Consider the following 13,072-nt stretch of genomic DNA (forward strand, 5'->3'; position numbering starts at 1 on the left):
TCGCCATAAAAGTTTATTCAGTTGATGTTCCGATTTCAGACTTTGTTATCTTAATTCAGAAAATCGGGCTCTTCCTTTTCCAGCATCCGGCGCAATGCCTTGAAATGCCGGTCCGCGACCCGGGCATTTTCGGTCGAGGCCTGCTGGCGGGTGTGGGAGCGGACTCGTTCCGAAATCGTGCGCATTTTCTGGCCAGTGGATTTCGCCAGCACCTGCACCTTTGCGGCGCGCTCCAGGTAATAGAGATCGTTGAACGTGTCCTGCACCGTGGCGCCGGTGGTGATGACGCCATGGCAGGCGAGGAACAGGATCGCGTTGTTGCCGATTTTGCTCGCCATCCGCGCACCTTCGTCCTCATCCAGCGCCAGACCTTCATATTCGTCGTCATAGGCGATGCGGCCGTCGAACATCAGCGCGTTCTGTTCGCACATCTCAAGTCGTCCGCCTTCCAGCAGGGTAAGGGCGGTGGCATAGGGCATGTGCGTGTGCATGATGCAGACCGCGCTCGGCACGTTCTTGTGCATCTGGCTGTGAATGAAGAAGGCCGTGTCCTCGACCGTCTCCGATCCTTCCAGCACAGTGCCGTCACCGTCGCAGAGGACCATTGAGGAGGCGGTGACTTCCGACCAGTGCCAGCCGAACGGATTGATCAGGAAGCGGTTGCCGCGCATCACGCCGTCATCATCGGGCAGGGCCAGAGAGAAGTGATTGTCCACACCTTCGTTGAGGCCCATGCGGGCGGACCAGCGTAGTGAGCAGGCGAGATCGATGCGGGCTTGCTGAATGTCCGTGGTCATGGCGTCTCTCTCCAAGTGGGCTTAATTGCGCTTAAGAATTTGTTGTTTTGCCGACGATAGACCGGGCGTTAGGGTCCCGTGAAGTGCCTACTGGTGCAGGGTACCGGCTCGGGTCGGCGTTAATTATCAGAAAGTAACGGGGGCGGAATGGCCGAGAAAAGCTGCGCCGATGCGATTGTCGGACTGATGGAAAGCTACGGGATCGATACGATCTTCGGCATTCCGGGCGTGCATACCGTAGCCTTCTACCGGGCTCTGGTATCGAGCGGTCTGCGCCACGTGACGCCACGGCATGAGCAGGGTGCGGCGCTGATGGCCTACGGATATGGTCTTGCGACCGGCCGTCCGGCAGCCTGTTCGGTCATCACCGGCCCAGGGCTGCTCAATGCCGCGACGGGGATCGGTCAGGCCTATTCGGATTCCGTGCCGATGCTCGTCGTCGCCGCGGCGAACAAGAGCAACGAGCTCGGTATGGGGCAGGGCTTCCTGCACGAAATGCCGAACCAGCACGACGCGGCGCGGACCGTCACTACCTTCAATCATCAACTGCGGGCTCCGGAAAATCTGCCGGAGGTGTTTGCCCAGGCGTTTGCCCAGTTCGACAGCGGGCGTCCCCGTCCGGTTGGCCTGGAGGTGCCGCGCAATCTGTTTGATCAGCCCGCCAACGTTGATGCCACCGCATGGCCAAGAACGTCGAAGCCCGGACCTGAAGTTGGTGCTGTAGCCAAAGCGGGGGCGCTCCTATCCAAGGCAGAACGTCCGATACTGCTGCTCGGCGGCGGGGCGAAATGGGCCGGGGCCGAAGCGCTCGCATTGGCGGAGCGGCTTGGCGCCCTGGTCGTGACGACCACGGCCGCCAAAGGGACGATTCCGGAAACGCACCCCCTCAGCGCCGGGGCAACTCTTGAACTTGAGCCGACACAGCGCGCGCTCGCCGATGCCGACATCGTCCTCGCGGTGGGTTCCGAATTGGCGGAGACGAGTTTCTGGACGAGTGCTTCGGATATTCAGCTTGGTGCCCGGCTGATCCGTGTGGATATCGACCCGGCGCAGCTTGTGCGCGGCTTCCGTCCCGACCTCGCGATCCTGGGGGATGCCGCGCTGACCATGGAAGCGCTGATCCAGAGCCTTGGCGGCAGGCCTGCTTCCGGCGGGCAAGACCGTGCCGCGCGTCTCTGGGAAGAGAACCGTGCGGTGCATGAGACGCCCGAGACGATGAACCGCTGCCGCATGCTGAACATGCTGGCCGAATACTTGCCGGAGAATTGCTTCATCTCCCTCGATTCGACGCAGGTCGCCTATACCGGCGCGTCCTACTTCCGGATCGACCACCCCAATGGCTGGCATTTCCCGAACGGCTTCGGGACCCTTGGTACCGGCGTGCCGGCGGCGATCGGCGCGAAACTCGGCGCACCGGACCGGCCGGCCATGGCAATTGCCGGCGATGGCGGGTTGCTGTTTACGGCGGAGGAACTGATCGTCGCGGCGGAGCTGCGTATGCCTTTGCCGGTTGTGGTCTGGAACAATGGCGGTTATGGCGAAATCCGGGATCATATGATCGACGCCGGCGTGCAGCCGTTGGGAACGGATTTGCTGGTGCCCGATTTCTCCGCACTCGCGGCAGCCTATCGTTGTGGCTATGCCCGCCCCGAAAGTGCGGAAGGCTTCGGCAATGCGCTCGCCGAAGCCTTCTCTGCAACGGGCCCGACCTTGATTGAGCTTCGGTCAGATGCCGCTTTTCTGAATGGGCCGGACTGAACGGCTTGGGCTTAGGCGCCGAGCATTTCCTTTGCCTTTTCGAGGATCGATTCCGGTAGCCGTGTCGGTTTGCGCGCGTCGAGATCGAGATGGACGCCGAATTGGCTGAGTTCGGCCAGCCGGGTGTTCTTCGTCGTGTCCATCAGGCGATGCACCATCCGGATGGAGGACGAGCCGACATGGGCGACCGTGCTGTCGATATGCACGAGATCGCCGCTGTCCGGCCAGTGATCCATCTCGATCTGGAATTCGAAGGTCGAAAAGCCGCGCCGGTTGTCGCGCAAATAGGCCGGACTCATGCCGATGGTGGCAAGGGCGTGGAAGCCGGAGCCGGAGAACTGGTGGATCAGCCCGCCAAGGCCGAGTTTGCCTGTCCAGTCGAGATCGCTCGGCCGCACCACATCCATCCCGGCGCGCACCCATTTCGCCGACGCGGATGCGGGAGCCCGCTCTTCCTTCGGCGGTCCGTCCCACTCGACTTCGGAGCCGGTCAGTGCAGCGCCGTCCAGCGTCTGCTCCATGGTGGTGCAGAGCTTGCCTGTCTCTGAATTGAAGAGTTTGTGGGCAATCACGGGGCGCAGCCCGGTCTCGATCAGGCCGGTTTCGATATGGAACAGATCACCCTTTCGAAGTTCGGCTTGATAGCGCGTGTAGCAGTCCGTCGTGCGGACCTTCCTCGGGTCGAGGCCATGGTCCCGCAGGAAGCGCCAGCCGGCCGCTTCAAATTTTTCATAGTAATAGGCGACGGTGAAATGTTCGACGACGTCGCATTCCCAGGCTTTAACGTCACCCCGAAAGGTCTCGGAGAATCCAGCACTCATGTCCACTATCCAGCTTTGCAAAGTCAGAATGCGACTATAGGCCGCTCAGCTTGATGATCGTCAATTCCCCTATTTCAATGCTCTTGTGTTTCTAATACTTGAAAAAGTTGGAGAATCGGGCGATACGCGAAAGTCATTTCATGAATGACGCTTGGAAATTTTTCACGGGAAAGCAAAGGTGGATAAAATGAAATCTCAGTGAGAGATTCATAAAGTGTTAAAATATTCATGGTTAACATAAAATTGTATCTTTATTTGAGTGAAGTCTTTGGGGGATAGCTTGGCGGGTGGTTGGCGGCAGAGCAAAGTGGCGAGGCGCGTAAAGCGTGTCTGGTACGCTTTTTTGCGTACACTCTCTGTCGACGAGACAAAACTCGATTTCGATTTCGAACTCGAGGAGAAGGAACCCGAGGAGGAAGAAGCCCTTGGTCCTTGGCATCCGAAAACCATCGAAATGATCGAGGCTATCTGGGGCAAGGGCTTCAACATGCCGGGCGGTGCGCAGCATGCGTTGACCCTGGCCAAACCGTTCGCTCTCGACAACCAGATGAACCTGCTCGACCTGACCAGCGGCATGGGCGGCGGCACAATCTCGGTGGTCGGTCAGTTTGGCTGCTATGCGACGCTGCTCGAGAACGTGCCGGAGCTGGTCGAGATCTCCAAACGCAATATCGACATGTCGCAGACCCGGGCGAAGGTCAAGTTGCAGGAGTACGATCCGGCCAATATCACGCTCAAGGCGAACAGTTTCGACTGTATCCTGACCAGGGAGTTCCTGTTCAGGACCGAGGATAAGACCCGGATGTTGCGTACCCTGAAGCGAGCGCTTCGGATGTACGGGCAATTGTCGCTCACCGATTTCGTACTCCCGCCTGGCAAAGAGCCTTCAGCTGCGGTCCAGAAATGGATCAAGAACGATCCTTTCCCGATTCACCTCTGGACGATGGATCGCTACGACGCGGAAATGGCTGCGCTGGAAATGGATGTCCGGGTGTCCGAAAATATCAGCAAAGACTATCACGGCTATATGACCCGGGCTTTCCAGAGCTTCATTGACCGGTATCAGGAAGGCAAGATCAGCGCCACTCCTCGGCAACTTGAGATTTTGATGGGTGAGGTCGAGCGCTGGGCGCGGCTGGCGGCACTGCTTGAGGCGGGCGAGATCCGGCTGCATCGTTATTTCGCTCTGAAGCCCGTAAAGGCCTGATCCGGGAAACGTTTCCGCAAGGGCGTTTTTCGGGGATCAGGCGTTGACAACCCCAATCCCCCACCATATGTTCCGCGCTTCTCGAAGGCAGCTAGCCTTTCCGACAGAATTATTTGGACTCGTGTCATGAAAATCGCGAATTCGATCAAGACGCTGAGAAAGCGGGACCGTAATTGTCGCGTTGTTCGCCGCAAGGGCCGGACTTACGTGATTAATAAGCAGAATCCGCGCTTCAAGGCACGTCAGGGCTAATAGCCTCGGCCTGATCCGATCAAGGCGGCTGTCCGTAAGGACCGCCGCCTTTTTCATGTTTGAAAAAGTAATTCCATATCGTGGGATTGGATCTTTCCATACGGAATTTCGACGTCAGATTGCCCACCGTGTCCGACGGTCCTATTGTGGACTGAAAAACAAGTGGGAGAGCGCTATGCAGATGCCGGAGCCTGATCAGTCCGTTATCGGCCGCCGCGAGGAAATCGCGGCCGCGCTTCGGGCAATCGTCCCTGGTGAGGGGGTGATCACCGAAACCGATTCCATGCGAGTCTACGAGACCGACGGCCTCTCCGCCTATCGCCAGTTGCCGATGATCGTGGTGCTGCCTGAAACCACGCAGCAGGTGGCGGATATTCTGCGTTACTGCAAGAAAGCGGGTGTGAAGGTCGTGCCGCGCGGTGCGGGAACCGGTTTGTCCGGCGGCGCTCTGCCGCTGGCTGACGGTGTTCTGCTCGGCCTCGGCAAGTTCAACCGGATTCTCGATATCGATTATGACAATCGAGCAGTGGTGACCCAGCCGGGCGTGACAAATCTCGGCATCACTCACGCGGTGCAGGATGACGGCTTCTATTACGCGCCAGATCCTTCCAGCCAGATTGCCTGTTCGATCGGCGGCAATATCGCGGAGAATTCCGGTGGCGTGCACAGCTTGAAATACGGTCTCACCACCAACAATGTGCTCGGCGTCGAATTCGTCACTATTGATGGCGAGATCCTGCGTTTTGGCGGCAAGCATCTTGAAGCGGACGGCTACGACTTCCTCGGCCTGATCACCGGCTCCGAAGGTCTGTTGGGCGTGGTCACAGAGGTCACCGTGCGGATTCTGCGCAAGCCCTCAACAGCGCGCGCCGTGCTGGTCGGCTTTCCGACACCGGAGGAGGCCGGCGCTTGCGTCGCGGCTGTGATCGGTGCCGGGATCATTCCGGGCGGCATGGAGATGATGGATAATCCGGCGATCAACGCGGCGGAGGATTTCGTCCATGCCGGTTATCCGCGCGATGTCGGTGCTCTTTTGATCGTGGAACTCGATGGCCCGGAGGTCGAGGTCGATTATCTGATCGGCCAGGTGCGGGCGATCGCGGAAGCGAACGGTGCCAGCGAAATCCGGATCAGCGAGAGCGAGGACGAGCGCAACACCTTCTGGGCCGGACGCAAGGCCGCGTTCCCGGCGGTCGGAAGGATCTCGCCCGACTATATCTGCATGGATGGCACCATTCCGCGCAAACAGCTCCCGGAAATCCTGACCCGGATGAGTGCGATGTCGAAGAAGCACAATTTGCGGGTCGCCAATGTCTTCCACGCCGGTGACGGCAATCTGCATCCGCTGATCCTGTTCGACGCGAACAAGGAGGGTGAGCTGGAACGGGCGGAAGCATTTGGCGCCGACATTCTGACGTCCTGCGTCGAGCTTGGCGGCGTGCTGACGGGCGAGCACGGAGTTGGCATCGAGAAGCGCGACTTGATGGGCGCGATGTTCACAGAGACCGACCTGAACCAGCAGCAGCGGGTGAAATGCGCCTTCGACCCGGATGGCTTGCTGAACCCGGGAAAGGTGTTCCCGCAACTGCACCGCTGCGCCGAGCTCGGCCGGATGCATGTCAGCGCGGGCCAGCTACCGTTTCCCGACATTCCGCGATTTTGATATCGATCAATGATCGCGCCGGATTTCAGGTGCCAAGTGGTTGACCGGGTGGGACCGGCCGATCAGGGAGAATTGATATGACAGATGTGACGAAGCCTGCGGCAGCCAAGCGGCGAACGACTGCCTCGACGAAGAGTAAAGCAGCCACTGCGCCTGCCGTGGACACTGTGCCTGATAAAGCGGCGCCTGATGCAGCGGACCATAGCCGAGCTGCGCATGCGGCCGCCGGGCAAACACTCCACCACCTCTCAGAAATGCGGCATAGCCCGGAAGAGATCCATCGCATCTTCGAGACTGGCGAATATCCCTATCATGATAAAATAAAGCGGGCCGTCTATGAACGCCAGAAGGCCAGTCTGCAGGCAGAACTTCTGAAGGCGCAGCGCTGGATCCAGGATACCGAACAGAAGGTCGTCATCCTTTTCGAGGGACGGGATGCGGCCGGCAAGGGCGGGACGATCAAGCGCTTCATGGAGCATCTGAACCCGCGCGGGGCCCATGTTGTTGCGCTCGACAAGCCGACCAACCGGGAAAAGAATCAGTGGTTCTTCCAGCGCTATATCGAGCATCTGCCGACGGGTGGTGAATTGGTTATGTTCGACCGCTCCTGGTACAACCGGGCCGGTGTCGAGCGGGTGATGGGGTTCTGTTCTCCCTCCGACTATCTGGAATTCATGCGCCAGACGCCGGTGCTGGAACAGATGCTGACCCGCTCCGGAATTCGTCTGTACAAATACTGGTTCTCGGTTACCCAGGAAGAGCAGAAACGGCGCTTCAAAGCGCGGGAGACCGATCCGCTGAAGCAGTGGAAGCTTTCTCCCATCGACCTGGCGTCGCTGGACAAGTGGCCCGATTACACCGAGGCCAAGGAAGCGATGTTCTTCTATACGGACACGGCCGATGCGCCGTGGACCATCATCAAGTCGGACGATAAGAAACGGGCGCGGCTGGCCTGCATGCAGCACTTCCTGTCCAGTCTGCCTTATGACAACAAGGACCGCCGGATCGTGCGCGGGCCCGACCCGCTGATCGTCGGCTCCGGCGCGCATGTCGTCGGCGACGATCATCATATCCTCGGAAAATCGCTGCATCCGGAACAGCAGCGTGGCCGGGGTGACGGCACACCAACCGAAACGCAATAGCGGCGGCAGGCCGCATCGGGGCAACAGGGACGACACATGGCATCGACGTTTAAGCCGGAAGACAGCAAACAGGTTGAGGAAGCCGTCGCCTGGGCGGTCTCCAATGGGGAGCCGCTGGAGATTGTCGGGCGGAGCAGCAAGCGCGCTCTGGGGCGGCCTTTCCAGGCAGAGACCATGCTGGACCTGTCGGGGCTTTCCGGCGTGATCGACTACGAGCCTGCGGAACTGGTCCTTACCGCCTATCCCTCTACCCCGATGGCCGAGGTTGAAAAGCTGCTGGCCGAGAACCACCAGATGCTCGCCTTCGAGCCGATGGATCTGACGGCTCTGCTCGGTGGCGCATCGTCCGAAGGAAGCCTTGCCGGCGCGCTGATGATCAACAGTGGCGGGCCGCGCCGTATCAAGGCGGGCTCGGCCCGGGATCATCTGCTCGGCTTCGAGGCAGTCAGCGGGCGGGCCGAACAGTTCAAGTCCGGCGCCCGGGTGGTGAAGAACGTCACCGGTTACGATCTGCCGAAGGTGATCTGCGGCTCTTACGGAACGCTGGCCGCGGTGACGAAGATCGACGTGAAGGTCCTGCCCTCGCCGGAGAAGGTCTACACGGTGCTTGTGCTCGGCCTCGATGCCGGTGCGGCAGTGAAAGCCATGAGTGCGGCCATGAATAGCGCCTATGAAGTCTCCGCCGCCGCCTATGTGCCGGCGGATCTCACCAGGAAGTCCGCTGTCTCCTATATCAAGGGCGCTGGCACGTCGGTTGCGGCACTGCGGATCGAGGGGTTCGGCCCGTCCGTCGAGCGCCGTTGCGCTGATCTGCGCGAGGAGCTGTCCACGTTCGGGGCGGTCGAGGAACTGCACACGATGAACAGTCAGGGTTTCTGGCGAGAAGTGCGTGATGTGCAGTATCTGGTTGCACCGATGTCCAATCCGGTCTGGCGCATTTCCGTGCCGCCGTCCGCGGGAGCTGAGGTCGCAGAGACGCTGTCCGCGATGGAAGGCGCTGCCTGGTTCTCCGACTGGGCAGGCGGCCTGATCTGGCTGCAGCTTCCGGCCTCGGACGATGCCGGAGCGGAGGCTGTGCGGACTGCCGTTTCGGCTGCGGGCGGGCATGCGACGCTGGTGCGCGCCGGGCAGGAGGTGCGGGCGGCCGTTCCGGTTTTCCATCCGCAACCGGATGCAATTGCAGCGCTCAGCCTGCGCCTCAAGGAAAGTTTTGATCCGAAACACATTCTCAACCCCGGCCGCATGTATGCGGGCGTCTGAGAGGGCGAGATATAATGCAGACGAATTTTACCCTCGCCCAGCTCGCCGACCCGGCGGTCAAAGAATCTGAAAGCATCCTGCGCAAGTGCGTGCATTGCGGGTTCTGTACCGCGACCTGCCCGACTTTTGTGCTGCTCGGAGACGAGCTGGATAGCCCGCGCGGCCGGATTTATCTGATCAAGGACATGCTGGAGAATGACAAGCCGGCGAATGACGAGGTGGTCCGGCATGTCGACCGCTGCCTTTCCTGCCTGTCCTGCATGACGACGTGTCCCTCCGGCGTGAACTACATGCATCTGGTCGATCATGCCCGGGCCCATATCGAGCAGACCTATAGCCGGCCGCTGCTGGACCGCGCCTTGCGCTCGCTGCTGGCTTGGCTGCTGCCACACCCGAACCGGTTCCGCTTCGCTCTGCTTGGTGCGGCGATGGCGCGGCCGTTCGCCGGTCTCTTTGGCGATGCGCTCGGCGGCAGGGTAAAGGCCATGCTGTCCCTCGCACCGAAACAGCTTCCTGCGCGCAGCTCGCTTGAAAAGCCGGGTACACATGCTGCCGTGGGGCCGCGCAAGCTCCGGGTGGCGATGCTTGCCGGGTGCGCCCAGAAGGCGCTCGCGCCGTCGATCAACGATGCGACTATCCGTCTGCTCACCCGCCACAATGTCGAGGTGGTGGTACCGAAAGAGGCCGGCTGCTGTGGCGCGCTGACCCATCACATGGGCAAGGAAGAAGCGGCGAAGGCCTCGGCCCGCGCGAATATCGATGCCTGGGCGGCGCTGGAAGAGCAGGAAGGCGGTCTTGATGCCGTCGTCATCAATGCGTCCGGCTGCGGCACGACGGTGAAGGATTACGGCTTCCTGTTGCGCGAGGATAAGGCCTACGCAGAGAAGGCGGCGCGGATCGCGGGCAAGGCGAAAGACATCACCGAGCTGCTGACGGATCTCGACCTGCCGGAGAGCAGCGCCGGGGACGGGCTGCGGGTGACCTATCATTCCGCCTGCTCCATGCAGCACGGCCAGAAGATCAAGAGCCTGCCCCAGGCCCTGCTGCGCAAGGCGGGCTTTGCGGTGAAGGATGTGCCGGAAGGGCATCTCTGTTGCGGTTCGGCCGGCACCTACAACATGCTGCAGCCGAAGATCGCCACCCGACTGCGGGACCGCAAGCTGGCCAATCTTGCCAAGACCGCGCCGGAAGTGATCGCGGCGGGCAATCTTGGTTGTATCACGCAGATCGCGTCAGGCAGTGGCGTGCCGGTGGTGCATACGGTGGAGCTGCTCGACTGGGCGACCGGCGGGCCTAAACCGGAAGCGCTTGAGAACGCGTGATCGGGAGGCCCTTGGCGGAGCGGTGTCGGGATCTATGTCAGAATTATGCTGAGACTGATCCTCACGGCCCTGTTTGCCATATTCCTCGCTTTCCCTGTTTCGGCGGACCAAACCGACACGCGCCTTGATCCGTTGTTTGCTGAGCTTAAGGCTGCCGCCTCTACAACCGACGCCCGCTATATTGAGCGCGAGATCTGGGCCATCTGGTCCCAGCATGGCTCGGACGCTGAAATCGATCTCCGTTTCCAGCGCGGCGTATTGCTGATGAATGCGGGACGGTTGGAAGAGGCGATCCGGATCTTCAGCACGATTGTCGAGATCGATCCCGATTTTGCCGAAGGCTGGAACAAACGTGCGACCTTGCTTTATCTCACCGGAGACGTGGCGGGATCAGTGCGGGATATCGAGCGCACGCTGGCACTGGAACCCCGTCACTTTGGCGCATTGTCCGGCCTCGGTCTGATATATGAGCAGATCGAGAGTGCAGATGGCGCCATCAAGGCCTTCACGGCCGCACTCGAAATCAATCCGCACATGCCCTGGATCGAGGAACGTCTCGTAGCGCTGGAAGAAGAGAAAGCGGGCGAGCCGCTTTAGCCCGTCGTTACACATATCTGTTTCAGGATCAGCCAGTCCGCCGGTGACAGCGCTTGCTTTGTCCCCGTGCCGTGTTCCCGGAAATACTCGGCGCGTCCTTCGCTTTCGGGGTGTGTATTGAGGTAGTCGGGCAGGATTTCACCAAGCCCACCTGACCTGGACAGCCGCTTGAAGAAAGCCGCGCCGCCGCTCGGGTCGAGATCGAGCTGGTTCAACAGGTCGATGGCGAAGGCATCCGCATCTCGCTCATCCTCCCGCGAGAAAGACAGCGCGAGACCCGACTGGAAAAGGGACTCGCCGATTGATCCGGTGGGATTGAAACCGAACAGCATCGTCGTCGCGGCGCTTAGCACGTTGTTGCGTATCCAGCGCTCGGTATGGTCTCGATTCACCACATGCCCGATCTCGTGACCGATGACCGCTGCAACTTCATTCGGTGTCCGGGCTTTGTCGATCAGGCCGCGCAGCAGAACAATCTTCCCGCCCGGAAAGGTGAAGGCATTGGGTGTCTTGCGATTGGTTACGCCGACTGTAATGGGGTGTGGAAAATTCGCTGCCGCCAGAAGCCGGTCAGTCATGTCATAGAGCACCTGATTGGGGCGCGAGGCAGTACACGTCTTGCCTATAAATCGTTCGAGCTGCGCCAGTTCAGGCGCATCCTTCGCTTCGAATGACCAAGGCATGGCCCGAGCCATACGGTCTGCGATCGGCGGCACGAGGAAATAGATGGCCGCAACCAGAAGAAGGATGCCGCCGGCGAGCGCGCCTGCAATGCGCACAGACTTCAGGCGCTCACGACTCCGGTTCACCAGATTTGGAGCATGCTGGCCGATCTCGGAAATTGCGTCAGCTTCCTCGATCACCAGCCGAGAGTCCTGATGCTTTCCATGAGTGAGGGCAAGATGCTCCCCGGGGCGATAATCCCAGAGCCTGATCAGGTCCTCGTATCGCCAGTCCAGGGTGCCGCGTTCAGTCTCGAACGAGATACCTTCGGGCCGAATCTTTAGAGTGGCTTCATAGCGCTTTGGCGATGACCCGTCGAAGAAATGTGAGCTCATGGCGTCAGGCGACATCGAAATCGGTGAGGAACCCTTCACCAGTCGACCCCACATCAAGATCCGACTGGACGAGGGATGAGCTGTCGAGGTCACCGAGTATCGTAAGGTGGTTGGCCATGAACTTACCTTTTCTCAGCCAGACAAACGGCGCTAGCAGCCCAAGAGACAGCACTGCGATCAACCAGTTTCCGACAATCAATCTGATGGCCTGAAATCGTGTCGGGGTGAACTCGAAGCGGGTTGCGCCGAAACTTGTATGACTGGCAGCGCTGCGCCAGAAGGTCAGTTGATAATTGAGAAAGGCTATAGCTGCCATGAGGCCCACTATAGCCAGATAGCCGAACGGGGGAACCGATGGTGGAGTGATCCGGATGGTTGATTGATCTTGTGCCGATGATGCGTCGATCGACATCAGGTCGGAAATAAAACCCCATTGCGACCCGATGTAAAGACCGAGAAACGCGAGGATGCAGACAAGGAAAATCAGGTAAGAAGGCAGGATTTCACGGACCGCCCCCTCGTAACTGAAGTTTCTTTTGCCGAAAGAGGCATTGTTCATCTTGTATTTGAACAGCCAGATGTCGGTCCATGGCTTGGCGAAACCCAACGTACAGACGGTCAGTGCAAGAGCGGCCAAGGCATTGGCCGCATAGATATATGCTTTGCCCTGAACCGCTCCCCGTATTGACCTCCATTGAGTTCGATTGACCCTGTATCTGAAAGCCAGAAAACGCGCGGCTGAATAGAGGGCCCAGAGGGCTATCGGCGAGAAAAAATATAAAAGAAACAGAGGGCGGGAAAACGTCCCTGCCTGAGCGTCCACGAAAATTTTCTGGCTTGCCCAGTTATTGAGTAAGGCGATGGGCAGTAAAAATACAAAAAACACTTTCAGGAAGCCGATAAAGATCTCAAGGCCTGTACCGACATATTCGAAAGGCGACCCTTCCAGGCGCATACGGGGCCATATCGCCCGGCGGACTCGTGTCAATGCCCAGAACCGGTAAAGCATCAGGGTCAGGATCATGAAGATCATATTAACGATGTGCAGACCGATCAGCCCACCTTTGCCTGTCGTGTCGAACTCCAGCTTGTGAGCCGGAATGTCCTTTTCCCCGACAGTCCCGATGCTGCCAGCACCACTGCTTTCAAACGTCATCAATGCCCCCAAATCACGTAGACGTTGTATCCCCGCTAT

The 13,072-nt window shown here is 59.6% G+C and carries 12 protein-coding genes; 8 read left to right on the plus strand and 4 right to left on the minus strand.

Annotation, left to right across the window (positions count from 1 at the left end):
• Positions 1-50: 50 nt before the first annotated feature.
• On the minus strand, positions 51-797 hold the full coding sequence (locus VOI22_RS14470) for an aldolase (RefSeq protein WP_323797170.1): 747 nt from the start codon (positions 795-797) through the stop codon (positions 51-53).
• 147 nt (positions 798-944) lie between these two features.
• On the opposite strand from VOI22_RS14470, the gene VOI22_RS14475 reads away from it, so the two are divergent.
• Positions 945-2,555 carry a 5-guanidino-2-oxopentanoate decarboxylase gene (locus VOI22_RS14475; protein WP_323797171.1) on the plus strand — a complete coding sequence of 537 codons (1,611 nt, stop codon included), beginning with the start codon at positions 945-947 and terminating at the stop codon, positions 2,553-2,555.
• Between the two features lie 11 nt (positions 2,556-2,566).
• On the opposite strand, the gene VOI22_RS14480 is transcribed toward VOI22_RS14475, so the two are convergent.
• Positions 2,567-3,376 carry a thioesterase family protein gene (locus tag VOI22_RS14480; protein WP_323797172.1) on the minus strand — a complete coding sequence of 270 codons (810 nt, stop codon included), beginning with the start codon at positions 3,374-3,376 and terminating at the stop codon, positions 2,567-2,569.
• A 307-nt stretch (positions 3,377-3,683) separates the two neighbouring features.
• Between VOI22_RS14480 and VOI22_RS14485 the strand changes: the two genes are divergently transcribed.
• The 7 genes from VOI22_RS14485 (at position 3,684) to VOI22_RS14515 (ending at position 10,819) form a co-directional block, all read left to right on the plus strand.
• Complete coding sequence (locus VOI22_RS14485; RefSeq protein ID WP_323797173.1) at positions 3,684-4,583, plus strand: class I SAM-dependent methyltransferase; 900 nt, start codon at positions 3,684-3,686, stop codon at positions 4,581-4,583.
• Between the two features lie 126 nt (positions 4,584-4,709).
• Positions 4,710-4,835, plus strand: a complete 126-nt coding sequence (ykgO, locus tag VOI22_RS14490; protein ID WP_028467147.1) for a type B 50S ribosomal protein L36 — start codon at positions 4,710-4,712, stop codon at positions 4,833-4,835.
• 175 nt (positions 4,836-5,010) lie between these two features.
• Complete coding sequence (locus tag VOI22_RS14495; RefSeq protein WP_323797174.1) at positions 5,011-6,498, plus strand: FAD-linked oxidase C-terminal domain-containing protein; 1,488 nt, start codon at positions 5,011-5,013, stop codon at positions 6,496-6,498.
• Between the two features lie 77 nt (positions 6,499-6,575).
• The gene (ppk2, locus tag VOI22_RS14500) at positions 6,576-7,640 is read left to right on the plus strand and encodes a polyphosphate kinase 2 (protein ID WP_323797175.1); all 1,065 of its coding nucleotides are present in this window, start codon (positions 6,576-6,578) and stop codon (positions 7,638-7,640) included.
• A gap of 36 nt (positions 7,641-7,676) precedes the next feature.
• Positions 7,677-8,900 (plus strand): FAD-binding protein, encoded by a 1,224-nt coding sequence (locus tag VOI22_RS14505; RefSeq protein WP_323797176.1) that lies wholly within the window; start codon positions 7,677-7,679, stop codon positions 8,898-8,900.
• Positions 8,901-8,914: 14 nt separating this feature from the next.
• A complete protein-coding gene (gene glcF / locus VOI22_RS14510; protein ID WP_323797177.1) occupies positions 8,915-10,222 on the plus strand; it encodes a glycolate oxidase subunit GlcF in 1,308 nt (435 codons plus the stop codon).
• A 45-nt stretch (positions 10,223-10,267) separates the two neighbouring features.
• Entirely contained in the window at positions 10,268-10,819 is a 552-nt protein-coding gene (locus VOI22_RS14515) for a tetratricopeptide repeat protein (RefSeq protein ID WP_323797178.1), read from the plus strand.
• Here the strand turns inward: VOI22_RS14515 and VOI22_RS14520 are convergent.
• On the minus strand, positions 10,816-11,877 hold the full coding sequence (locus tag VOI22_RS14520) for a M48 family metallopeptidase (protein ID WP_323797179.1): 1,062 nt from the start codon (positions 11,875-11,877) through the stop codon (positions 10,816-10,818). The genes VOI22_RS14515 and VOI22_RS14520 overlap by 4 nt on opposite strands.
• Positions 11,878-11,881: 4 nt before the next feature.
• The gene (locus VOI22_RS14525) at positions 11,882-13,033 is read right to left on the minus strand and encodes a YjgN family protein (RefSeq protein WP_323797180.1); all 1,152 of its coding nucleotides are present in this window, start codon (positions 13,031-13,033) and stop codon (positions 11,882-11,884) included.
• Positions 13,034-13,072: the final 39 nt, after the last annotated feature.

The sequence above is a fragment of the Nisaea sp. genome, assembly GCF_034670185.1.
Classification (GTDB): Bacteria; Pseudomonadota; Alphaproteobacteria; order Thalassobaculales; family Thalassobaculaceae; genus Nisaea.